The following is a 25,206-nucleotide window of genomic DNA, read 5'->3' as shown; positions in this document are numbered from 1 at the left end:
ACAGCGCCTGTCAGACGGACGCTTTGCAGAGCAGTCTCACAATTTATCGGCATGAACCTTATGGGCATCGGTTGACGGCCAGGGGCGGTAGCGTGCCTGAACAAGAGGGAACGACATGGAACATCATTCAGCAGTCCTGCTACGACGACTTAACCCATATTGCGCCAAAGCCCTGGAAGGGGCAGCCTCTTTATGCCAGACCCGTGCACATGCAGAAATCACGCCTGAGCACTGGCTGCTGAAACTGCTGGAGCAGGGGGAAGGTGACCTGACCGTTCTTGCCCGGCGGTATGAATGGGATATGGATGCCGTCTGGCAGTCACTTCTGAGCTGGCTGGATGCACAGCCTCGTTCAGTTCGCACACGTCCAGAGCTTTCTGCTTCCCTCCAGACCCTATTGAAACAGGCCTGGCTTGCCGCCACGCTCGCGGGAGATGAGCAGATCCGCAGCATACATTTGCTCTCGGCCATGATTGAAACGTCAGGACTGACACGCTGCGATGGCCTCTGGCCTTTGATGACGCTGACCACCAGCCAACTGGAAAGGTTACGTCCCCTGCTGGAAGCCCAGTCGGATGAGCGGCATGACGTTGCGTTCAGTGAACAGGCTGGCAATGTCAGCATTATTGGCCGGGCTGCACAGTTACAACATGAAGCACAAAATCAGGCTGAAAGCGGAAGTGCCCTGCCTGCCGTTTCACAGGAAGAGTCCGTTCTCAATCGTTTTACAGTTGATGTGACTGCCCGTGCCCGGGAAGGAAAGATTGACCCTGTTTTTGGACGCGATAATGAAATCCGTCAGATGGTGGATATTCTCTCCAGACGTCGCAAGAACAACCCTATCTTGGTGGGCGAACCTGGCGTTGGCAAAACGGCCCTGGTTGAAGGCCTGGCACTCCGTATAGCTGAAGGTCATGTTCCCGAAAGCCTTAAACCTGTCATCGTCAGAACGCTGGATCTGGGTTTGCTTCAGGCGGGCGCTGGTGTAAAGGGTGAATTTGAACAACGTCTGAAAAATATCATCGACGCCGTCCAGCAATCCCCGGTGCCGGTGCTGGTCTTTATCGATGAAGCACACACCATCATCGGAGCAGGTAATCAGGCGGGCGGGGCAGATGCGGCTAACCTGCTAAAACCGGCTCTGGCTCGCGGCGAACTGCGTACCATTGCGGCCACTACCTGGAGTGAATACAAGCAGTATTTCGAACGTGATGCAGCCCTTGAGCGCCGCTTCCAGATGGTTAAGGTTGATGAGCCTGATGATGATACGGCCTGCCTGATGCTGCGCGGGCTTAAATCCCGCTATGCCGAACACCATGGCGTGCATATTACCGGTGAGGCCGTCCGCGCAGCAGTGACGCTTTCCCGTCGCTACCTGACCGGTCGCCAGTTGCCTGATAAAGCGGTGGACTTACTGGATACCGCAGCAGCCCGGGTACGGATGAGCCTGGACACGCTGCCTGAACAGCTCACCCGGTTGCAGGCCCAACTGACTGCGCTTGCCATGGAGCAGCAGGAGTTACTGGAAGATATTTCCCTGGGTAACACCGTTGATGCCAGCCGCCTGCCGCAGATCGAACAACTCACACTGGAGCTCAATCAGCAAAAAGCTTCTCTTCACTCACAGTATGAGACCGAAAAGCAGCTCACCGACTCGCTGAAAGCCTGCCGGGAAGACATCAGCCGCCAGAAAGAGATCTCCGCCTTCCAGCAGGAGCTCTCCCAAATTCAGAATAACAGCCCATTACTGGGGCTGGATGTTGATGTCCGCACCGTTGCGACCGTTATCTCAGACTGGACAGGGGTTCCTCTCTCGTCGCTGATGAAGGATGAGCAGACCGAATTACTGACGCTGGAAGAACAACTGGCAACCCGTGTCGTCGGACAGAGCCCTGCCCTGAATGCCATAGCGCAACGACTGAGAGCGTCAAAAACCGGTCTCACGCCGGAAAACGGGCCACAGGGCGTGTTTTTACTGGTGGGGCCAAGTGGGGTGGGCAAAACAGAGACCGCGCTTGCGCTTGCTGACGTCATGTACGGTGGTGAGAAATCGCTCATTACCATCAACCTGTCTGAATACCAGGAGCCGCACACGGTCTCGCAGTTGAAAGGCTCCCCTCCGGGCTATGTCGGATATGGTCAGGGCGGCATTCTCACCGAGGCAGTCCGTAAGCGTCCTTACAGCGTGGTGCTGCTCGATGAAGTGGAGAAGGCCCACCGGGATGTAATGAACCTGTTTTATCAGGTCTTTGACCGGGGCTTTATGCGGGACGGAGAAGGGCGTGAAATTGATTTCCGCAATACCGTGATCCTGATGACGTCCAACCTGGGAAGTGACCCGCTGATGCAGTTACTGGAAGAGCAACCAGAAGCTACTGAGAGCGATCTGCATGAGTTGTTACGCCCGGTTCTGCGCGATCATTTCCAGCCAGCGCTGCTGGCTCGCTTCCAGACGGTGATATACCGCCCGCTGGCAATGGATGCCATGCGCACCATCGTCGGCATGAAGCTCGCGCAGGTGAGTACGCGTCTGCAACGCCACTACGGCATCTCCACTCACACTAGCGAAATTCTCATCGACACCCTGACGACAGCCTGTCTGCTGCCGGATACCGGAGCCCGCAACGTGGACAGTCTGCTTAACCAGCAGATCCTGCCGGTTCTGAGTCAACAGTTGTTAAGCCATATGGCGGCGAAACAAAAACCGTCCTCACTACAGCTGACCTGGGATGACGAACAGGGCATTGTGCTGGAATTTGATGAACAGGCAGAAGGAGAGGCGTCATGAGCGGAACACTTATCAGGAAAGCAACCGACGCGGTGCAACAGCTGTCAGGCCAGTCTCGTTACCGGGTAGATGTGCATGAATGCAGCGATTTCCTTGATGTTCTGCGTTACAACGCCGTTGAATCACTTAGCCAGCCATGGCGATATGACGTGGCGGTCACCTGCTCCTCTAAAGATATCGCCTGTGAGACGTTATTGCTGAAACCGGCGTCATTTACCTTCCAGACCCCGGTATTTGACGGGACACCGGCTCTGCCGGTACGGACGGTTTTTGGCGTAGTGGAGTCCTTCCGCCGCGTGTCCACCTCGAATGATGACACTCATTACGCACTGACGATCGTTCCCCGTATTGCCCTTCTGGGCTATACGAAAGGGAGCGAGATCTACCTCAATCAGTCGGTTATCGAGGTGGTTGAACAGGTATTGCGTAAGCACGGTCTGGAAGGTCCTGATTTTGAGTTCCGGCTCTCCCGGGAGTATCCATCCCGGGAGCTCATCACCCAGTGGCGGGAAACCGACCTTGAGTTTATCCAGCGTCTGCTGGCTGAAGTGGGCATTTACTGGCGCTATGAAATGGACAGCCGTCTTGAACAGGACGTGGTTATTTTCCAGGACAGCCAGCAGCAGTATGAATTTGGTGTCACCCTGCCATTGCGTAATCAGGCCGGGATGAGCGACAGCGGGCAGGAGAGCATCTGGGATATTCAGACTGGCTACAATGTCGTGAGCGGGAGTGTGGCCACCCGTGACTACAACTACCGTGAAGCACTGAAACGTCAGGACAGTTCCGAAAGCATTTTCAGTAAGGAAGGGATCACCACCGGGGAAACGTACCATTATGCGGAACCCTTCCTGACAGAAGGTGATACTGACAGCACAGAGACCGGAGCATATTTCGCCCGTCTGCGTCACGAACGCATTCTGAATGCGCAATATCACGTCACCGGGCATTCCTCCAGCCCTCATCTGGCTCCGGGTCAGGTACTGGAAACGGACGGAACGCTTCCTGATACCGTAAAAGAAGGCATCGTCATCACCACGGTGCGCACCAGCGGCTCACGAAAAAGTAGCTTTACCCTGACCTTTGAAGGCATCCCGTATAGCGAAACCGTCTGTTACCGTCCGGCGTTACTCAATCGCCCGGTGATATCCGGAACGCTTCCAGCCCGGGTGGAAAGCACACAAAAAGGCGACACCTATTCCTGGCTCGACCCGGAAGGACGCTACCGTGTGAAACTGGACGTTGACCGTAACAGCCCTGAACAGGGTTATGCCTATTTGTGGCTGCGGCTGGCTAAACCCTATGCCGGTGATACCTACGGCTTCCATTCTCCGCTTATCGACGGAACGGAAGTGGCCGTCATTTTTGACAACGGGGATCCGGATCGGCCCTACATCGCCTATGCCCTGCACGACTCAGAACATCCGGACCCTGTCACCAGTGACAATCATACGCGGAACGTGTGGCGTACCCCGGCGAACAATAAGTTGCGGATGGAGGATAAGCGCCAGGAAGAGCATATCAAGCTCGCGACGGAATATGGCAAAACGCAGCTGAACATGGGACACCTGGTCAATGGCCAGCGTGAAAAGCGCGGCGCCGGTTTTGAACTGCGTACGGATGAGCATGGCGCTGTACGTGCGGCAAAAGGGCTGTTCCTGACGGCGGATGCCCAGTCCAAAGCCCGGGGATCGGTGCTGGAAATGGCCCCTGCGATAAGTCAGATTAACCAGGCCAACAGCCAGATGCAGGCGCTGAACAGCGCAGCTGAAGCCGCCGGAGCGCTGGTCTGCGACATCAATACCCAGATTAGTCTCGTGACCGACAAAATCAAAGACCTCCAGTCTGCGGTGCTGCTGGGTAGCGCGCCGCAGGGGGTGGCACTGACCTCAGGTGAACATCTTCAGCTCAGCAGTACCCGCAATACCATGATTAATGCCGGTCAACATCTTGATATCGGTGCGATGAAAAATCTGTCTGTAACGGTAGAAAAAGCCCTGGGTATGTTTGTGCATAAAGACGGGGCGAAGCTGGTTGCCAACCAGGGAGACATCGAGATTCAGGCTCAGCACAACACGATGGCACTGTTTTCTGAAAAGCAGCTGACAGTGACCAGCAGTGAAGACGAAATTATTATCAGCACCCCGGAAACGCTTACGCTGAACGGCGGCGGATCTTACCTGAGGCTGAGTAAAAACGGCATTGAGCATGGTTCATCTGGTGAGTTCATCATGAAAACGTCCGACTACCTGGTACCAGGGTCGGGCGCAAATCTTCCCAACGAAACACCCAATTTCAGCCTGACGGATATCACCCAGGAAAGCAAAATCAGCAGCAAGTCATTTAACGACTGACAAGGAGTGTGAATCGTGTCTGTATTACCCAAAATTGTCTGGCCGATCTCCTCCAACAGTCGGGGAAGTGAGTTCAAAAATCAGGAAGAGATCCTCTCTCATGTCGGGGGGGAATCCACCGGGCAGTATATGATTGGCCGAAGTGGGATGTGGCATGGCGGGATCCATATCACGGAAGCCACGACTCCGTGGTGTGCTCTTAGCGGCAGGTCGCCTCTTGAAGCACTGGATTTCCCGGTCCCCTTTAAAGGTGAGCAGGCTGTGCGATGCATGGCTGACGGTGAAGTGGTTGCTTATCGTGTCTGCAAGGATTATCTGACGCTTGCATGGGAATCCGGCCCATTGAGCTTTTCCGGTTCGTTTGTTCTGGTTAAACACTTTATTCAACCGGGGGAGAAAGAATCCAGCGGGCTGCATTTCTACACCCTGTATATGCACCTGGCCCCATATTCAGCCTATAACGTTAATCCGGCGGAAACAAAGTGGACAGTCCAGGATACGCTTTCCGCCTACGATCCCGAATGGGTCATGACCGCCAGTACCAATAATAAAAGTACCAGCGAAAGCTACCGAAAAGGTACGATACCAAAAGGGTCCATTGTCGAGTGGGATAAAACAGACAGCGGCCTCCATACCGTCGCATTTAACAAGAGAGAGTATGGCCTTGTTACATTTGTCAGCCTCTCAGAACAGGCATTGCAAAAGGGTAAGAAAACATCCCTGAAGCCAGGGCAGCAATACTGGATGCTTGTGGACAAAAACAACCTGTCTCCTGGCACTGATGGGGCGGTACAGCCTTCCTGGTGGCAGAAACTTATGCCACCAGCAAAAGAAGCGCTGAAATTTGACCAGGTAGTATGCCCGACTCCCTATGCTATCAGTGCCGGTGATCCTGTTGGTCATATGGGGTATTACCAGGCACCTAAGGACGGTGGATATGAAGCGCGATACCAGGTACATATCGAATGCACGAGTATGGACGGCAACCTGGAAAAGTTCCTGACCAACCCTGAGCAAGTGGGAGAAAAAAATCCAATCTGGCTGAAGTACTCTCCGGGCCTTGCGTTGTACAAAAAAGATGTTGCAACAGGAACATTCACAAAGGATACAGGGGTAACAACCAGAGCAGGGACCCTTCCACTGAGTCAGGTACAAACGGAAGTCGATAAGTCGACCAAACAGGAATACTGGCAGCTGCGACCAGAAAATGCCTATGTCACCAAAGGTCAGGCGGAACCTCAACTTTTGTCGCGGTATGATCTGGCAAAGATGGGCTTCAGAACTGAAACCGCAGAACCTTCCAGCTTTGATTATCTGGATGGGAAAAACCAGCCTACAGGATTCTTCCGTAACCTCATCGACTCACTCTATCAGGCCGCGACAAATGATCCGCGAACCAGTCATGCTCTCGTGAAGCATAATTATCAGCGCCTGCTGGATAAAATTGACAGCGGAAGTGACCAATATTCGCCAATGGAGTACTGGAGAGCACTTCATAATCCTGATTATCGTGACGTTAATCAGAAAACAATCGTAAAACATCCTAGCGACTGGTATTTCAAAAAGGGCGATGCTATCTGGCAACCGTTTCTCAATGCGCTGAAAAAAGATGCCCCAGAATGGAAGAAATACAGTAAAGATTTTATCGATAAAATGGCATGGATGCAGGATGTTACATCCGAAAAACTAGGACCTTCACTGTGGCATATGCATCCGATTATGTTCTTAGGCTTTATGAAAAAATTATCAGGAACATGGCTGCTTGGGAAAACTTCAGAGCGATATGAATCTGGAGGAAGGGGGCCTGGTGTAATTTCATCTGGAAAAGGAGATCATGGTGGTGTGTCATATGGAATGTATCAATTATCTTCTAAAATGGGAACGGTTAATAAATATATTGCTGTGTCAAAATACCAAGATTTATTCGAAGGCAAAGTACCCGCCACACCTGAATTCAATAAAGTATGGGAAAAAATTGCGGTCGATCACAAAGAAGAATTTGCACAGGATCAGCATCTTTTCATTGAAAAAACACACTATCAAGTACAAATAGACTTGTTAGCATCTAAAGGGCTAAATTTCTCACATTCTCGTGCCGCAATCAATGATATGATTTGGTCGACTTCCGTTCAATATGGCCCTTCAACTGGTTTAATTTCGAGAGCGTTGAAAGGGAAGGATTTTGAAACATTAACAGATGCAGATGTGATAACTATTGTTCAGGACTATAAAATAAATCATGTTGAAGATCTTTTCCCATCATCCCCGACTTGGTGGGACGATCTAAAAACACGAGCTCTGACAGAGAAGAAAGATTTATTAAAGTTAAATGAGTTGAATCTGGAGTTAAAAAATGAAGATTAAATTACTTGCATTACTTATTTGTTTGCCTGTTGTTTCTTTTGCAAAGGAACCACAAACTTGCAATTCCTCGATGCAATCTCATCCGGATATGATCGACTGCATACAAACCAGCACAAAAAAAATAGAGGACTCCATTAAAGAGATTATTACCAAATCTGGTAAGGAGTATTCAATTGATATGGCGTTTTATAATAGTCAACGGAAGTCTATTTCTGAACGATGCAGCTTATATAACTCGATGGAAGGTCAACGAACAGATTTGATAGAAAACCAATGCGAATATGATGGTGTAGAGCAACTAAATGATTTTATTAAAACCTATATGAAGACGGTTGATAATTATTAAAATGGACATGAAACTCTCTTTGGCTATGTTAATTTTAATGGCATCGGCAACATATGCTCAATGTTCTCAAACCAAAGATGTTGATATGCTGGTAACGGCAAGTAAGGTGAAAAACTCTGGTTTTGTCGATGGGCAAACAGGTCGCGTTACTACTGACTTAAATGGTGACGGTAAAAAAGATATCATCGAGTATACGTTTCTGAGTTCAACACCACCAGGTACTTGTGATCAATCGGACTGTATGTCTAATCTCGACAACTCTCCTACTTTAACATTTGAAATCACAATGCACGATGGAAAATCAATAGATGCAGCATATATGTGTACATCCATTGGAATATCAAAAAAATCACACAAAGGGTTAAAAGATATTTTTTGCGGACCTGAATATATCCTACAATGGAATGGTGAAGAATATGATACAGAATAAATATTCAAAAGCATTTATATACCATTGAGTATAGAATGAGCCTCTTAAATTCAAGAACCAAACACTTATCGGCGGGTTAAATTATTAGCGCCTTTATTGGGATATTTAAATAAAATATAATGAAATTCAAAAATAAAGTACTGGCTTTTTTTATAATACTCCCTTGCGTTTCACATGCCACACTAACTGATTATTCCAAGATTGAAACTGATTGTCGCAAAAAGAATCAAGATATAAATAACTCTGTTGTAATGGGTTGTGCCGATCAAGCATCAGACGCTGCAAAGAAAGACATGAACATTGTTTACCAGAAAATATACAAAATCATTCAGGCGCGTGAAATGCCTGACATTACAAATAAATTTGAGGCGGCACAAAAAAACTGGATTGCATCACGTGAAAATTGGTGTGATGTTCAGGGATTTATAATCGGTTCGCCGATGTACAGCGTATGCCGTATGGACTTGAATATTTCAAGAGTGAATGAGTTAAATGACTTGCTGGAACAGATTCAGGATTAATAGTCCTAGAGGCCAGTTACTTTAACCTAACTATAATTATCAACTCACTGAGGTCCTTATATATGCTCCAGATTATCCGTAAAGGCGATAAAACAACTCACGGCGGTTCTGTACTGACCGCTTCTGAAACAATGAAATTCGGTGGTATCGGCGTTGCCCGCAAAGGCGACAGAGTGTCCTGCCCGGTCGAGGGACACGGACCAACAACCATCGTAGAAGGCAATCCTGATTATCTTGATCATGGTATCCCGGTTGCCTTTCACGGTCACAAATGCGCCTGTGGTTGCACGTTGATCAGTTCATTTGCCGTAGCAAAGGTTGCCTGATTATGCCCGTCTGGCTGGATGCCATCCCTGAAAAGGCCCCTAAGATACCGCGTCCCGGCACCGGGCGTTGGCTGCTCTTTCTCGCGTTTGTTATGCTGGGGGGCATAGCACTTACACTGTGGTGCTGGGCATCTGAGCGAACCGGATTTGTCTTCTGGTTCACCGCTCTGGGCCTTCCTTTTTGCACCTGGGGGCTTCTTTTCGGTTTACGCAGGGTTGCCTATAAAGCAGAGCAGGTTGGAGCTGAGTCGCGTAATGTCGACCGTGAAGCTCTCATCGACAGTGAAATTCTTCGCGGTCAGCGCTGCGCATGGATCCTCGGTACATACATTCAGGCCCCGGCCGGAAACAAAGCCGATGACCTGCTTGAGGCAATGAAAGTCGCAGCCCCGGCTATCGACTTCTCCCACCCGAGAGGATGTGACAAACCGGTCAGATACGCGGCATTAACAGAATACCAGGCTGATTTAACAAAGGCCCTGACGGCGGCTGTGACTAAACTGACCACGCGTGTAGAAGGGATCGTTCAGCCGCTTCCGCCGGAGCTGCCGTGCTGGCTGGTGCTGGATTGTGATAACGACCTGTACCCCTTGATTGAAGAGCAGCTTAAGGCCGATCTATCACTAAAGATCGGCAGGATTTTTCGTCTGATGTCCGGAAAAGGGCTGAGCGCATTCGATGCCTGGCTGGACAAGCGATGGGACAATCCAGGCATTCTGGTTGCCATCACGCTGTCGTTACCGGCGTCCCCCCGGGAAGATGACGCAGATGCCGTCTCGATGGTGGTATTGAGCAACCGTAAAGCCCACGCCTGGCCGGATGCACTCCGCCTTAGTCGCCCCGAAAGGGGAGCAGAAACAACGCTCACAAAGACACTCACCCGGGCGCTGCTCTGGGCGAAGACCAGCCCCGATGAACTCAAAGGAAGCTGGATCTCCGGTCCTACATTGACCTCTGGAAGCGGCTGGAATAATGCCTGCGAGCAGAGCGGGGTGGCATTTAGTCTTTCTGAGGACAACTTCAGTATCGATCCAGTGCTGGGATACACAGGCCATGCGGCTCCATGGCTGGCTATCACGCTTGCCAATGCTGACGTTGAACAACGCGGGCCGCAGGTTATCGCCGCACAACCCGCCGCTGACAAGGACGACATCTGGGTTGCCGTCATCACCAAAGAAGAAGTTCGCAAGGAATCGCCTAAGAATGTCTAAGGTAAAAGTAAAAACACTCATCGGCTCCGTTGTGACTGTCGCCTTTTTCCTGACAGTCATCGTGGCATTTTTGTTTTATGCCTTTCCGGAAAATGTGGCCTCTGCCACCGGCTTCGGGCCGTATGATGGCCAACGGATACTCACATTCTGCGCCATACTGGTTGCCGCGATATTTTTACTCAGCTGGCTGATAGAGAAGGCTTTCGACCACGCGGGTAAATCCGGTTTGTATTTCCAGTGGGGGCAGAAAAAGGTTGAGAGTGCCGCTCCGTTGACGAACCCAATTCCCTGTGAAGAAGACGACGATGAACCTGTTTTCAGCGAAGACGTCGTGTCCGAACACCTGCGCTTTCGCTATGGACGTCGCTGGAAGCGTAAAGTGCGTCTCCTTTTGGTTATGGGCAACCAGGACGACGTTCACAAAGCTGCTCCGGGCCTGTGTCATGACCTCTGGCAGGAAGGCGACGGCAACGTACTGATTTATGGCGGTGACGCACAATCACTCCCGGATGAGATCTTCCTGTCAAAACTGAAACGCCTGCGTCCCGATCACCCGCTTGATGGCATCATTCAGGTGATGAATACCTCAACCCTCCCGACAGATAGCGAACGGGATGCTTTTTTGCGTTGCCGCCAGAAAGCAGATCATCTGCTGGGCTGGCAGGCCCCTGTCTGGCTGTGGTTGACAGACAAAGCGACAGGCGCTCAGCCGGACGCGGAAACGACGCCAGCAGGGGTTATTTTTGGTCCGGAAGGCACTGTAAAAGGGGCGCGTGAAGCGTTTTCTACACTGGCACAACGCCTGCAAAAATTCGGAATGGCACAGATACTGAAGAATCCGGCACATGACGGCCTGCTTCAGTTGTCCTCACGCCTGCGACACGAACTGAAGGCCAGCCTGACCGTTTTACTCAGCGGGCTGATGCAGGGATCTGCGGCCTGGCGTTTACGCGGGGTCATGTTCAGTCCAGAACTGGCCGGTGTCGGAACGGTGCCGAACACACGTCTCGACAACCCGACATGGAAGGCTGTCATTGATGACTGTGATGCCGTCAGCGGCAGAAAGCTGGGCTTCAACTGGCTGAAGGTGCTGCGATTACTCCTGCTTTCCCTGATCCTTTTATGGGGAGCCGGTACTCTGCTGTCGCTCGTCGTTAACCGGGCTCAGATTTATGAGGCGCAGGAGACGGCAAGGCAGGCAGCGGATACTGCAAAACCCCTGGCTGAACGCCTGCACAACCAGCTCGTACTACAGCAATCTATCGCCCGTTTGCAACATCGTGAAGTAACCGGCGCGCCGTGGTACACCCGATTTGGGCTTAATCAGGACAGCGACACGCTGGCCGCGCTCTGGCCGCTGTATGCGAAAAACAACGCACAGCTGATGAGGGATGCCACCGCAGAGAATCTCAGGCAGCAGCTGAATGCCTTTGTTCAACTTCTTCCTGCCAGTGATGCCCGTACGCAGGGCACACAGCACACCTGGGACGTGCTTAAAAGTTATCTGATGCTCGCCCGTCCGGATAAAGCGGACGCAGGCTGGCTGGCAAAAAACGTACTGGTCGCCTGGCCGAAACGGCAGAATGTGCCAGATGGCACATGGCAGGACCTCGCACCGAAACTGCTGGGCTTCTATGCGCAGAACCTCCCGGCGCATCCGGAATGGAAAATTAAGCCCGACGCTGAATTAATCAGCACGGTCCGTCAGATCCTGCTCAAGCAGATTGGCCAGCGTAACGCTGAATCCGGGTTGTACCAGGACATGCTGAAGCGCGTTGCCAGCAACTGGCCTGATTTGACGCTGGCAGATATGACCGGCGACACCGATGCCTCAACGGTATTCAGCACTGACGAAGTCGTCCCGGGAATGTTTACACGCCAGGCCTGGGAAGAGCAGGTTCAGGATGCGATTAACGAGGTTGTCAAAACCCGCCGTGATGAAATTGACTGGGTACTGACGGATAAGACGCACCAGACAGGGGGCGATATCTCCCCGGAGGCGCTGAAAGCCCGTCTGACTGAACGCTATTTTACCGATTTTGGTAATGCCTGGCTGAACATGGTCAACAGCATTCAGTGGCAGGAAGCTACATCACTTTCTGAAGCAATTGCTCAGCTCAATCTGATCGGCGATGTCCGCCAGTCACCGCTGGTTGCTCTGATGAACACACTGGCCTGGCAGGGAAAAACAGGACAGAAGGGTGAGGCACTGGCTGATTCGATAGTGGACTCAGCGAAAAAGCTGATCGGTAAGAAGAAAAATGCCAGACAATTTATTGAACAGGCACAGGGCCCTAAAGGCCCGCTCGATGGGGTATTTGGACCACTGATGGGCCTGATGGAAGGTAAAGAGGGAACCGGTAGCAACGGTAATCTCAGTTTCCAGTCCTGGCTTGCTCGTGTTACCCAGGTGCGACTGAAGCTTCAGCAGGTCACCAGCGCCCCGGATCCGCAGGCTATGTCGCAGATGCTGGCCCAGACTGTGTTCCAGGGTAAAGCCATCGACCTGACGGACACCCGCGATTACGGCAGCCTGGTTGCGGCAAGCCTGGGGCAGGAGTGGAACGGATTTGGCCAGTCGTTATTTGTGCAACCGCTGGATCTGGCCTGGCGGCAGGTACTTGCCCCGGCGGCGGGAAGTCTCAATGTTCGCTGGCAGTCGACCATTGTCGATCAGTGGAACAAAGCCTTTGCGGGACGGTATCCGTTTAAAGCCACCGGCAGCGATGCCTCCCTGCCGTTGCTGGCACAGTTCCTGCGTAGCGACTCGGGTCGAATCACGACCTTCCTGAAAACGAATCTCGGCGGGATCCTCCACCAGGAAGGGAATCGCTGGGTCGTTGATCCTTCCGCAAGTCAGGGAATAGTTGTCAGTCCGGATTTTCTCCGGGCGATTAACCAGCTGGCAGAACTGTCAGATATTGTGTTCTCTCAGGGCGATGCAGGTGTTCACTTCGAACTGATGGCGCGTCCTTCACGGGATGTTGCCAGAGTGCAGCTTACCCTTGATGAGCAAAACCTGGATTACTTCAACCAGATGGAAAGCTGGCAGAGCTTCACCTGGCCGGGGAATACCTGGTATCCAGGCGTGTCTCTCAGCTGGCGGAGTGTGAACAGTGGTATGCAGCTCTATGCTAACAATCAGGGCAACTGGGGGTTCATTCGCCTGCTGGACAAAGCCCTGATCACTCCACTCGATGCCAGCCGTACACAGCTGGTGTGGATCACCGCCGATGGCAATCCTCTGAAGTTCGTCATGCGCAGCGAGCTGGGCGACGGTCCGCTTGCCTTACTGAAGCTACAGGGATTTACGCTACCAGCGTCCATTTTTAACGTTGCCGCTGGCACCGAAGGCGTTGAGTAAAGATGAACAGGGGCATTCATCCTGCGCTGGCCTTTGCTAAACAGGTAGAGGGCTGGTCTCCGGGCGTATTCAGTCAGGTTGATAAGTGGCGGGAGACCGATTCACTTTCCCCATGGCGGTTTATGACGTTTCGCCAGTGTAAACGCTGGCTTGCGGACTGGCTGAAGCGTAACCCGGCGCCAGAAGAAGGGTTCCTTTGTCCTCAAATTATGAAGCGTTTCCCGCCGCATATTGTTTATATGACGCTTGCGGCCTGGCGAACCGGTAAAACCCTACTTCATTGCGATGAATCTCTCTTCCGGATGCTGGGTGAAACTCGTCAGACCGATGCTCTGTCAGGCGAAATGCTTCGCCGCCTGCCACTCTGGGGATTCTGGCTCGATTTTCCGGCTGACATGGTTTTTGCTGAAGGCCAGGGTGCGCTGATGGGCGCATTTTTCACCCTTGCCGATCATGATAACCAGACGGATGCACTGCTCGCCCTGACGCTCGCTCAGGATCCACTTTCCCGGGAGCACATTCCGATGGGAATGGAGTATCTCGCCTTAACCGATCCTGTCTCCACTGCCATCAATCAGCAGGAGGAGGGGATCCGAGGATTCTGGCACGCCGTGCTGCCGGTGCTGTTCTGGCTTTGCTCGGAGAACAGTGAGTGGGGAAGACAGGGGAAACCTGTGAGACCCGCGCCCAGACGCGTCGGAAAGCATCAACGCCTCATCCCGCCGGACAAGCCTGTGCAGATTTTTGCAGGTGTCCGGGCCGGTTCCGCGCTCAGGCAGGTACCGCGAGCGCCGGAAGCCAGTACATCAGGGGACAGTCCCTCCACACCCCATCGGCGCCTGCGCCCCCATGTCAGAAAAGCCCACTGGCAAAGCTACTGGAAGGGAAAACCCACTCAGGGTGAAGAGAAAAGTATGTTGCTGAAATGGAAGCCACCGCAAATCGTCAATGGCAAGGACGACGATTCTCTGGAAGCGGTCGTGAGATTTATGAAAGAGACTAACAAACGGGAAAAAGAATGAGTTCACCGGAAGATCTGTTAACCGCCTGCGCCACCAGCGAAGAAGAAAGGCAGCGTCTCCTCTCCCGGGCAAATGACGCCCTGTCGCTCTGGGATAACTGGCTGCACCCGTTCACCTCCGGCCCTGAAACCGGCGACGATCCCGCATACGATGATAATTTTCAGCTGATGCGTGAAGAGATTAATAAGCTTTCGGGTACCGATTCAGCGCGGTTGTGCGAACTGGCCCAGAAGTGTCTTTGCGAATGCGCCAAAGATATTCGTGTTGTCACCTGGTACGTTCAGGCCCGCCTCAGCCGAGACGGAGAAAAAGGCTTGTCTGAGGGCTTACTGCTTCTTGTCGCGATGTTGACCCGCTTCGGGCAGGCCTGTCATCCACAACGCCCGGTTGCCCGTAAAGCGGCCCTGGAATGGCTGAACAGTACAAAAATTATCGACACACTCTCTTTATGGCCGGAAGTCGACAGTCATGATGCCGGTCTGACGGTCGGCGCCATAAACCTGCTTGAGTCTGCCGTTGCCAACTGGCCGGAAGCTGAAAAGCCTTCTTTTGCTGGCCTGTGTACTGCACTGGAAAACCGCCTGGCTCGCTCAGGCGGTATGGAAGTGCTGGTCCCCCAGAACAGCAGTACTCAGGAACACGGGCGTGAAGCCGCCCACTCGGATTCACCACAACTGTCAGCGGTGAAATCGGGACGCGATTTACTCGACCAGGCAAAGTTACTTTCCCGCTGGCTGAGCGAGCAGCCGCAGGGCTGGCTTGCCTCTCACCGGCTGATAAAGACCGTGCGATGGGATACGGTCGACCAGATCCCTCCGCTGGACAGTAGCGGGCGCACCCGTCTGGTACCGCCGAAGGCCGAGTACCGGGCTCAACTCAAGCGGCTCTACCTTCAGAAAAACTGGACTGAACTGGTTGAGCAGGCCAGCCAGATGTTTTGCGAGGGAGTGAATCATTTCTGGCTCGATCTACAGTGGTATCTCTGGCAGGGACTCAGTCATGCCGGTCACCCGTGGGATGCCTGGACAGACTCCGTTCTTCTCGATCTGCGGCTGCTCCTTCAACGCCTTCCGGGCCTTGAAGGGCTGGCATGGAATGACGGAACTCCCTTCGCTGATGAAGTCACCACCGCCTGGATCGCTGAAAAAGTGAATGAGGATGGCCTGCTGTACGGTGATGAACCCGCTACCGTTGTTAATAGCCAGTCTGACGATGTGCTGCTTCTTGAATCCGAAGCTATGGAAAAAGGTGACGCGGAAGGACCCGAAGCGGCGCTTGCCTGGCTTCAGTCCCGACCAGGGATGGACACACCACGCCATCGCTGGCTGATACGCCTGTTGATGGCCCGGGTGGCAGAGCAGTATGGACGAAACGATATGGCGCTTCATCTGCTTGGCGAACTGACCACCAGCGCACCACAGCTGACGCTGGAAGACTGGGAGCCCGCTCTGTTGTTTGAAGTCCAGGCTCGCCGCCTGAAACTGCTGCGCCTGAAAGCCGGTCGCAGCGAATCCGATAAAGCCCGTCTGATGCCTGAGATGGATACGCTATTGGCGGGTCTGATCGCCATCGATCCGGCCCGTGCCATGGTGCTCTGTGGCTAATGTTTTAATTAATCATTTTCAGGAATGCCATGCATGGATGATTTAACTCTACGCTACTACGAAGCTGAGATGCGCTACCTGCGTGAGGCGGGTAAAGAGTTTGCCCGAGCCCATCCGGATCGGGCAGCGATGCTTAATCTGGATAAACCCGGTGCCCGCGATCCCTATGTAGAACGTCTGTTTGAAGGCTTTGCCTTCCTGATGGGCCGTCTGCGTGAAAAGCTGGATGATGACCTGCCGGAACTGACAGAAGGGCTGGTGAGTCTGCTGTGGCCGCACTATATGCGAACCATCCCATCGCTGGCCATCGTCGAATTCTCACCAGACTGGCGTGGCCTGCGTCAGGCCGAAATGCTGGCTGAAGGCTTCTCCGTGCTTTCACGCCCTGTGGGGCCGCATAAAACCGCCTGCCAGTATCGGACGACCCGCGATGTTCCCCTGCAACCACTGCATCTTGCGGACGCCCGCCTGCATACGGAAACTGATGGCCGCTCTGCTATCCGTCTGCGCTTCGAATGCCCGGAAAAAGTGGACTGGAGTAAAGCCGGGATCGACAAAGTCGCCATATTCCTCAACGCAGAGAGTCCGATCAGTTCAGCACTGCATCTGGCAATGACCCGTCGCGTCCACGCCATGTATGCCCGCCATGCAGGAACATACACCGAACGTCATCAGTTTGATGGCTGGTGCAAGCCCATGGGCTTTGATGACAATGACGGCCTGTGGAAGAAAGCTGATACAGCCTTCAGCGGTTACCAGCTGCTGCTGGAATATTTTAGCTTCCGTCAGAAATTTATGTTTGTTGAGCTGCGCGGTCTTGACACCATCGGACTTACTGAAGCCAGCTCCTGGTTTGAAATCGACATCGTGCTCAGTGAAGCCTGGTCATCCGATCTGCCTTTTGAGACGGAAAACTTCCGGCTGCATTGTGCGCCGGTCATCAACCTCTTCACCCTGGAAGCCGACCCGCTGACGCTTAACCCGCTGGATAACGAATACCTGCTCAGGCCGTTGCGTCTTCAGGATGGTCACACCGAGATTTACAGCGTCGATAATATTCATGGCGCGGTGAAGAATGGCAAACACCCCTGGGTGCCATTCACCAGCTTCCGGCACCGTGGCGGAATGATGCGCCATGATGCACCAGAGCGTTATTTCCATACCCGTGTGAAGCGGGGTCCCTCCGGGCTGTATGACACCTGGTTGATCCTCGGCGGCCGCTCGTTCGAGCTGGATCAGATGTCTGAGAAACCAGAGTCCCTCTCGATGCGGATCACCGGTACCAATGGTCAACTTCCGCGTAAGGCACTGGAAAGTACCCTGCTGGACAGGGTGGTCAAAACCGGGAAGGTGCCCGTCAGAGTACTGAACGTCTCCGCGCCGACAATGCCGCTGTACCCGCCCGCCAACGACCGTTTTCACTGGCGAGTGATGAGCCACCTCGGCTCAAACTTCCTCAGCATGATGGACAATCCTGAGGTGCTGCGGGGAACACTGGCGCTGTACGACTGGACCGATGATGAAATGAATCGCCGTCGGCTCGAAGCTATCGTCGCGGTGAAGCACACCCTGATCCGACGCTTTGAGAAGGGCTTTATGCTTCGGGGTGTGGACATAGAAGTCACGCTGAACATGGACAATTTTGCAGGCGAAGGCGATGTGAATCTATTCGGCGAGATGCTGCACCGGTTCTTTGCGCTTTACGCGGATATTCACCTCTTTAACCAGCTCACGCTGGTGCTGCAACCGACAGGAAAACGACTGAGATGGCGCGAGAATCACAGCCAGCACGTACCGGGCTGACGCTGGCCATAAATAAAGATATCTGGCGGGCCAATTTCTATCGTTTCTGCCAGTTGCTGGAACAGGAAAATCCGGACGCGCCGAAACTGGGCACCACCAGCCATCCGGGCGACGATCCGGTACGATTCAGGCCCTGGCCTGGTATGGGATTCCCGGTCAGTACTCTCAAGGCGGTGGAGACCGACGAAGACAACCCGGCATTGCCCCCAACGGTCCGTACGACATTTTTGGGGATGTATGGCGTGGACTCCCCTCTGCCAACGTCCTATCTGGACGATATTGCGCAGCGCCGTGAAGGGCACGAGGCGGTCACCTCGTTTCTGGATATTTTCAGCCACCGCATCACCACGCAGTATTACCGGATCTGGCGAAAATACGCATATCCGGCCACCTTTGAGTCTGGTGGCCGCGATGCCACATCACAGTGTCTGCTGGGGCTGGTCGGCCTTGGTATACCGGGCACGGCTGAGCAGGTGGCAACGCCGGTTTCCCGCTTTCTGGCCCTGCTGGGCTCCATGCGATTACCCACCCGCAATGCGGAAGGCATTCGGGCCCTGGTGAGTCTGCTGGCACCGAATACCCGGGCAATTATCACCGAACCGGACCCGGTTAAGGTCCATATCGATAACCGTAGCGGGCTGGGTGCCGAAAATCGGATCCGTCTTTCTCAGCGAGCCACGCTGGGTAAAACGGCAAAAGAAGCATGCAGTCGGGTACTGGTGACACTGGAGACAGAAGATCCGGAGGAAGCCGAAGGGTGGTTACCTGGTGGTTTTCTCCATACCGATTTACTGGTCCTGTTGCGCGTTTATCTCGGCTACCGCAGTGACGCCCGACTGCGTCTCACCGTACCTGTACGGTTACTGCCTGAGCCTCGCCTTGGCAAAGGAAGGCGTATCCAGTTGGGTCGCACCGGCCTGCTGGGCTTGAAAGCTGGCAAGCTCAGCAACAATCGGGAGAGTCTGACCGTCAATCTGGGCTGCTATGAAGGGTTGCAATGTTCTGCGTTACCGTCCGCTGAAGACGGGCACTACCGTTTCGAATAATCACGTACTCCCACTCTCAATAAAGGAACTTTTGAATGGCAACAGTAACCCGCTGGTGGGCGCTGACGCTTATTGCCTGTAGCCTGCTCGCAGGCTGCGGTCTGACTCAGACTGTCACGGACGGTACGGTCAGCATCACGAAATCCATCTTCTACAAGAAAATCAAAACACTGCATCTGGATTTTACCCCGCGTACGGCCATTAACGCCGATGGCGCACAGACACCGCTGGCGACGATGGTGAGAGTCTATCAGCTTAAGGACCGTAAAGCGGTTGATGCCGGCGATTACCAGACGCTGCTGCATAATGCCGATACGGTTCTTAAAGACGACGTACTGGCGTCAAAATCGTTGCTGGTGATGCCCAAAGGCAGCGTGACGCTCAATATGCCCATGGATGAAGACGCTCAGTTCGTGGCGGTGGTGGGATTGTTTAACCGCCCGGATCAGAAGGACAACCGCTGGCGCCTGGTGCTGACCCGTGACGACCTGGACCCGGACAAACCCCGCACGATTGAACTGGGTGATGGCTGGCTCAGCCTCGTGCCGGTGAAGGAGTGACGTGATGGATAACTGGTTAGCGCTTTTTGACGGACAGACCCGATATTTTCTGGATATCAATGACAGTTCAGTGAAGCCGGATGTTCTGCGCTTTTACGGCAGGGAAGCACTGAGTGAACCCTTCCGCTGGGACATCGAGTTCACCACGCTTCAGGCGAATATTCCCCCTGAACAGGTGCTGATGAAATATGCCTCCTTCCGGATGCGGAGCGGTAAAAGTGTGCACGGCATGGTGACCCGCCTGGAATGGCTGTCCACATCCAGGGACCAGTCCCGTTACTGGCTCACGCTCAGTTCGCGCCTGGCGCTCCTGGGATACACCCGACAGTGCGCGGTATATCAGAACCAGTCCGTTCCGGAAGTGGTGGAGCAGGTGCTGCGCAAGCACGGGCTGGAGGGACCTGATTTTGACTTCCGCCTGGAGCGCATCTACCCGCCGCGTGAAATTATCACCCAGTGGCGGGAAACGGACCTTGAGTTTATCCGGCGCATTCTGTCTGAAGTGGGGATTTACTGGCGCACGGAGATGGATGACGTGCGCGGTCTGGATACGTACATTTTTGCCGACAGCCAACTGAACTACCAGTTTGACGTGCAATTGCCCTACAGCGAGCCCTCGGGGTTGTTCGACGGCGCAGCAGAATCGGTCTGGGATGTGCGGACCTGGCACAACATAGCCACCGGCACTGTCGTCACGCGGGATTATAACTACCGGACCGCCACCACGCCGATGGATGCGGCGGTGAGTGTGCGCAGTGATGCGGTCACCACCGGGGAGCATTACCGCTACGCGGCACCTTATCGTGAAGCGGGTGATGACGCCAGCCCGGAGCCGGAAACTGAATCCGGCGCGTTCTGGGCCCGACTTCACCACGAGCGGGAGCTCAACAGGTCGGCCCGCATTCACCTGTTCAGCAATGCTGCACACCTCACCCCCGGGCAGGTGCTGGAGCCGCAGGGCGACGTCATTACGGCCCTGAAGGAAGGCGTTATCCTCACGCTGGTGACCTTCCGTGGCGCGCGTGATTCCCGCCTGCATGTGTCGGTCTGGGGCCTGCCTTACACCGAACGTTACTGCTTCCGTCCGCCAGAAGTCCCTCGCCCGGTCATCCCGGGTACGCTTCCGGCCCGGATTGAGAGCAGAGAAAAAAATGATACCTATGCTCACCTGGACGAGCAGGGGCGCTATCGGGTGAAGCTGGACTTCGACCGGGAGGGGACGGAACCCGGTTACGGGTATCTGTGGCTGCGGATGGCGAAACCGTACTCTGGTGATACATACGGCTGGCACACCCCGCTCACTGACGGGACCGAAGTGGCGATTGCGTACAGCAATGGTGATATTGACCTGCCGTACATCGCCTGTGCATTGCACGACTCCGGACATCCCGACCACATCACCCGCGACAACCATACCCGTAATGTGCTGCGCACCCCGGCGAACAACAAGCTTCGGATGGAGGATAAGCGCGGTGAGGAGCACATCAAACTCGCCACGGAATACGGCAGGACGCAGCTCAACAGCGGGAACCTGGTGGACAGTAAGGGGCAGCTTCGCGGTAAAGGCACAGAGCTGCGCACCGATGAGTGGGGAACCCTGAGAGCAGGAAAGGGACTCTTTGTCGCTGCGGATGCGCAGGCGAAAGCGCAGGGTGATGCTCTGGACATGGATGCCGCGCTGAAGGAAATCGACCGGCTCAATCAGCAACTGCAACAGCTGGAAATGGCCGCAGAAAAGGCCCTGGCGCTGAAGGGGGATGTCGACAGCCAGATACAGATGTTTGAGCAGCGCCTGAAACCGCTCAATGAAGCAGTGCTTTTCTCGGCGCCGGAAGGCATGGCTCTGACCAGCGGGGAAGATATGCAGCTGGCCGCTGGCCGGAACCTTGCGCTTAACGCCGGAGAAGACTTCAGTACTGGAGTGATGGGCAATGCGACCGCTTTGACCGGGGAGAAGCTGGGGCTCTTTGCCCGCACCGGTCAGCTGAGCCTGAAATCCGGGGAAGGGCCTATCGATGTCCAGGCGCAAAACGCCAGTATGCGGTTGTTCGCTGAGAAGAAGCTGACGCTGAGCTCAGCGAGTGACATCTCCCTGGCCGGAAAAAAACGTATCACGCTAATTGGTGGTGGCAGTTACCTGAAGCTTGAGGCCGGGAAGGTCGAGTACGGCACGACAGCGTCTTATTTGCGCAAAGTGAAGCGGACGATGGCTGCGGGGCCATCATCTCTTAGCTTAACGCCCTCTTTTAGTCAGAGCGGAATATGTCTGAGTTGTCTTCTTGAAGCTGCGGAAAATGGTGCGCCAATAGTAATTGGGGGGAGTAATTATGATTAATGATATGACTGAACATATGTACACGTTGCAATGTGAAGATAATTCACGAAAGCTATATGCTCTTATTGATGGCGCACAATATGAGCGATTGTATTCAGATGAGTTATATGAAACCAACGGTGTTAAATCGTTATTCGAACATTCTGAAGATAAAAAAATTGCATTTGCAGGCCCTTGGTTGCTTAATATCTCAACCTTAGGTGAAGACTGGCTGAGAAAAATAAATGCTCTTGAGCTGAAATACCCTTCAGTTTCTTGGTTGTTAAGTTCATTGAATACCAGAGATTTATTGTTTTATTTGAATGGGAATTTAAATATTATCCTACCAAATAATAAAATAGCCATGCTGCGATATTATGATCCGCGTGTACTTATATACTTACCTGAGGTGTTGACGAAACAACAATTTCAGTTATTTACAACTGGAGTAGTCGCGTGGGGATTTCTGTACGAAGATGAATATCATTACATTGTGTAACTTTCGAATTGTAATTCTGATAAAAAAGGATTTATTTAATGGCAATAAGTGGAGGCGTTCAAAGTCCGTCTGAAGTCGCTAGGTGCGAAGACCCTGCAATAAGTGCTACGCTACCATGTGCTTCATGCTGGAGCAAGGATTATACAAAGGAGATTAAAGTACACACTGGGAAAAGGTATTCGGATCAGTTAAACGCGGTTGGCGAATCATATAATTATAATTTTGGAACAGTTCAGTATAAATTAAGTATCCTCTGTAAAACAAAAAATATAGTTGTTGTTGAGATCAGATTCAAAATTGAATCAGATGATGCGGTAAATAAAGTGTCTGTTACACAAGCTAAAAAATCATTAATAGAAGGGGTCAAAAAATATTGGGACAATCAGTTTTCATTAAAGGTTGTCGACCCTAAATGTGGTACAAAAATATTACCAATTGAGTTTAAGGTACTATTTGTTAAGTCTGATGAACACTATATATTCAAAATTCACGATAAATATGATCGTGAAGGTGTCACGGGATATGTTCTCGATGTATCGAAGGATACTGGTCCATGGACATATGCCCACGAGTTTGGTCATTGCTATGGGTTGCCTGATGAATATGGATACAATCCTGATACGGAAGAGAATGATCAAGTCGCATACTATAAACCGGATGGGACTCTTGATACACCAATGTCTGTTCCCTATAATGGAGGAGATCCGAGTGACCCAGCTTCAACGATAATGGCTGCATATGGGAATACTATTATTCTGAAAAGACATGGATGGCTTATAGCTATTGAAGCGAATGAGATTTTTAATGAACGAGGTTTAGGGAGGAGGATAGTATGCGATATTGTCTAATATTAAGCTTATTAACCCCTTTATATACATCAATTTCTTTAGCAGAGAATTCAAAAATGACAGATAATAATTTTTTCACCATTAGTGTTAGTTGCAGCGGTCAGAAAGAATGTACATACAATAATCAGAGTGAAATTCATGTCATTGTGAGCTTTCAGAATATATATGCCAAAGGTTTTTATATCCCTTTGGAATATATTAAGAAAACTGGACCCAGTATCAAATTAACTGATCGCGGCAATAAAAAGAGCATGCCACTCAAGCCAAATCTAGTTAGTTGGGATTTAAAGAAAAAAATGGCTTACATCCCTGAAGGTGGAAATATTGAATTTACCTGGACTCTTTTGGATAGAGATATTACACCATTTATAAATGATGGAAACATTAATATTGATGCTGAATTCAAGATTAGAACAAAAATATATGAAAATAAGGAAAATGAAATTGGTGATTTTATTTCCAAATCAAAATTAGTTATAAGGGGAAGTAACCTAAATGAAGATAAACGCTGAGCAACTCGCATTGTTAGATTCGTACTCATCTAATTCTTATGCTAGTGAACTAGTGAAACATTGCAAGTCTATCTTTCCGTTGATATATTATTCACTGAATGAAAAAACATTAAGAACTAATATTGCAAAACTAATTGAGACGGCAGGGATATCAAAGGTTACTCAACGTGGCCCCCTTCAGCTTTACTTCGATATGGCTGTTACGCTAGGTTCTGAGTTTGAAACTGATCCAATGTACTCAGATTTTAGTTTTAAGCCAGACCAATTCCCGACGGAAAATCAATTGGAAATATCTTTATCTCTTCATAAAAAATTTAGCACCTATATCGAGAATGTCATTGGGGAAGATAGCCAATATGCAAAATACTTTCTTGGTCGGTTAGAAATTGAGATATTCTCAAACATACATGGAATTAATTTTATAGAAAGTATGCATAAATTATTATGTGATATTTACCCTCAGAAGTACGAATTCTTGGGGCGAGATAAAACAAATACACTGATAGAGCTTGGCACTAAAAAATTCAAATATGATAATACTAGGCCAAAGATACAAGCTATATATATTATGTTAATGTTTGTTATCGGGCATGGCTTTGAAAAGGATTTATTCCATCAGAATGAGAATATTTTCAATAGTAATGCTCATGATGATGATTTTTATATATTAAGATCCAAAGAATTTATTGCACGGTTCATTAATGCACTGGTTTTATAGAATTAATAAATCAGATTTCGGGTATGTATCCCCGTAGTTGGTTGTGTTTTCAGGCAATACACACGCTTTCAGGCATACCTGCTTTCGGCATTTTATTCAGCGCTCGCTGGCTGCGGTCTGACTCAGACTGTCACGGACGGTACGGTCAGCATCACGAAATCCATCTTTTACAAAAAAATCAAAACGCTGCATCTGGATTTTACCCCGCGAACGGCCATTAACGCCGATGGCGCACAGACACCGCTGGCGACGATGGTGAGAGTCTATCAACTCAGGGATCGCAAAGCGGTTGATGCCGGCGATTACCAGACGCTGCTGCGTAATGCCGATACGGTACTTAAAGGCGACGTACTGGCGTCAAAATCGTTGCTGGTAATGCCCAAAGGCAGCGTGACGCTCAATATTCCCATGGATGAAGATGCTCAGTTCGTGGCGGTGGTGGGATTGTTTAACCGCCCGGATCAGAAGGACAACCGCTGGCGCCTGGTGCTGACCCGTGACGACCTGGACCCGGACAAACCCCGCACGATTGAACTGGGTGATGGCTGGCTCAGCCTCGTGCCGGTGAAGGAGTGA

At 51.8% G+C, this 25,206-nt stretch carries 20 protein-coding genes; all 20 read left to right on the top strand.

The features are described from left to right. Positions 1–115 precede the first annotated feature (115 nt). The 20 genes from tssH to tssJ (HV346_RS12035) all read left to right on the top strand — a co-directional run bounded on the left by tssH (position 116) and on the right by tssJ (HV346_RS12035) (position 25,206). The gene (gene tssH / locus HV346_RS12130; protein WP_181619600.1) at positions 116–2,788 is read left to right on the top strand and encodes a type VI secretion system ATPase TssH; all 2,673 of its coding nucleotides are present in this window, start codon (positions 116–118) and stop codon (positions 2,786–2,788) included. Further along, a complete protein-coding gene (gene vgrG / locus HV346_RS12125) occupies positions 2,785–5,142 on the top strand; it encodes a type VI secretion system Vgr family protein (RefSeq protein ID WP_181619599.1) in 2,358 nt (785 codons plus the stop codon). The genes tssH and vgrG (HV346_RS12125) overlap by 4 nt, the downstream gene beginning before the upstream one ends. Before the next feature lie 15 nt (positions 5,143–5,157). Next, positions 5,158–7,506 (top strand): hypothetical protein, encoded by a 2,349-nt coding sequence (locus tag HV346_RS12120; RefSeq protein ID WP_181619598.1) that lies wholly within the window; start codon positions 5,158–5,160, stop codon positions 7,504–7,506. Beyond that, the gene (locus HV346_RS12115) at positions 7,496–7,852 is read left to right on the top strand and encodes a hypothetical protein (RefSeq protein ID WP_181619597.1); all 357 of its coding nucleotides are present in this window, start codon (positions 7,496–7,498) and stop codon (positions 7,850–7,852) included. Before HV346_RS12120 ends, HV346_RS12115 begins: the two co-directional genes overlap by 11 nt. A 7-nt stretch (positions 7,853–7,859) precedes the next feature. Continuing rightward, complete coding sequence (locus HV346_RS12110; RefSeq protein WP_181619596.1) at positions 7,860–8,282, top strand: hypothetical protein; 423 nt, start codon at positions 7,860–7,862, stop codon at positions 8,280–8,282. Between the two features lie 119 nt (positions 8,283–8,401). Continuing rightward, complete coding sequence (locus tag HV346_RS12105; protein WP_181619595.1) at positions 8,402–8,803, top strand: lysozyme inhibitor LprI family protein; 402 nt, start codon at positions 8,402–8,404, stop codon at positions 8,801–8,803. A gap of 62 nt (positions 8,804–8,865) precedes the next feature. Next, the gene (locus HV346_RS12100) at positions 8,866–9,129 is read left to right on the top strand and encodes a PAAR domain-containing protein (RefSeq protein WP_181619594.1); all 264 of its coding nucleotides are present in this window, start codon (positions 8,866–8,868) and stop codon (positions 9,127–9,129) included. 2 nt (positions 9,130–9,131) lie between these two features. Then, positions 9,132–10,340, top strand: coding sequence for a hypothetical protein (locus tag HV346_RS12095; RefSeq protein ID WP_181619593.1), 1,209 nt, complete (start codon positions 9,132–9,134; stop codon positions 10,338–10,340). After that, positions 10,333–13,704, top strand: coding sequence for an ImcF-related family protein (locus HV346_RS12090; protein ID WP_181619592.1), 3,372 nt, complete (start codon positions 10,333–10,335; stop codon positions 13,702–13,704). Before HV346_RS12095 ends, HV346_RS12090 begins: the two co-directional genes overlap by 8 nt. 2 nt (positions 13,705–13,706) lie before the next feature. After that, positions 13,707–14,726 carry a hypothetical protein gene (locus HV346_RS12085; protein ID WP_181623866.1) on the top strand — a complete coding sequence of 340 codons (1,020 nt, stop codon included), beginning with the start codon at positions 13,707–13,709 and terminating at the stop codon, positions 14,724–14,726. Continuing rightward, a complete protein-coding gene (gene tssA, locus HV346_RS12080; RefSeq protein WP_181619591.1) occupies positions 14,723–16,330 on the top strand; it encodes a type VI secretion system protein TssA in 1,608 nt (535 codons plus the stop codon). The genes HV346_RS12085 and tssA overlap by 4 nt, the downstream gene beginning before the upstream one ends. A 33-nt stretch (positions 16,331–16,363) precedes the next feature. Continuing rightward, complete coding sequence (tssF, locus tag HV346_RS12075; protein WP_181619590.1) at positions 16,364–18,133, top strand: type VI secretion system baseplate subunit TssF; 1,770 nt, start codon at positions 16,364–16,366, stop codon at positions 18,131–18,133. Beyond that, a complete protein-coding gene (gene tssG / locus HV346_RS12070; RefSeq protein WP_181619589.1) occupies positions 18,097–19,179 on the top strand; it encodes a type VI secretion system baseplate subunit TssG in 1,083 nt (360 codons plus the stop codon). Before tssF ends, tssG begins: the two co-directional genes overlap by 37 nt. 35 nt (positions 19,180–19,214) lie before the next feature. Next, positions 19,215–19,739 carry a type VI secretion system lipoprotein TssJ gene (gene tssJ, locus HV346_RS12065; protein ID WP_181619588.1) on the top strand — a complete coding sequence of 175 codons (525 nt, stop codon included), beginning with the start codon at positions 19,215–19,217 and terminating at the stop codon, positions 19,737–19,739. A 4-nt stretch (positions 19,740–19,743) separates the two neighbouring features. After that, on the top strand, positions 19,744–22,074 hold the full coding sequence (vgrG, locus tag HV346_RS12060; protein ID WP_181619587.1) for a type VI secretion system Vgr family protein: 2,331 nt from the start codon (positions 19,744–19,746) through the stop codon (positions 22,072–22,074). After that, positions 22,067–22,552, top strand: a complete 486-nt coding sequence (locus HV346_RS12055) for a DUF4123 domain-containing protein (RefSeq protein ID WP_181619586.1) — start codon at positions 22,067–22,069, stop codon at positions 22,550–22,552. The genes vgrG (HV346_RS12060) and HV346_RS12055 overlap by 8 nt, the downstream gene beginning before the upstream one ends. 38 nt (positions 22,553–22,590) lie before the next feature. Then, positions 22,591–23,400 carry a hypothetical protein gene (locus tag HV346_RS12050; protein ID WP_181619585.1) on the top strand — a complete coding sequence of 270 codons (810 nt, stop codon included), beginning with the start codon at positions 22,591–22,593 and terminating at the stop codon, positions 23,398–23,400. 56 nt (positions 23,401–23,456) lie between these two features. Then, complete coding sequence (locus tag HV346_RS12045) at positions 23,457–23,912, top strand: hypothetical protein (RefSeq protein ID WP_181619584.1); 456 nt, start codon at positions 23,457–23,459, stop codon at positions 23,910–23,912. After that, positions 23,896–24,630 (top strand): hypothetical protein, encoded by a 735-nt coding sequence (locus HV346_RS12040; protein ID WP_181619583.1) that lies wholly within the window; start codon positions 23,896–23,898, stop codon positions 24,628–24,630. Before HV346_RS12045 ends, HV346_RS12040 begins: the two co-directional genes overlap by 17 nt. Before the next feature lie 78 nt (positions 24,631–24,708). Continuing rightward, positions 24,709–25,206 carry a type VI secretion system lipoprotein TssJ gene (tssJ, locus tag HV346_RS12035; protein WP_181623765.1) on the top strand — a complete coding sequence of 166 codons (498 nt, stop codon included), beginning with the start codon at positions 24,709–24,711 and terminating at the stop codon, positions 25,204–25,206.

The organism is Enterobacter sp. RHBSTW-00994, from assembly GCF_013782625.1.
Lineage (GTDB): Bacteria > Pseudomonadota > Gammaproteobacteria > Enterobacterales > Enterobacteriaceae > Enterobacter.
Note: the sequence above shows the minus strand (reverse complement) of the source record. Positions and strands in the feature narration are given on the sequence as shown.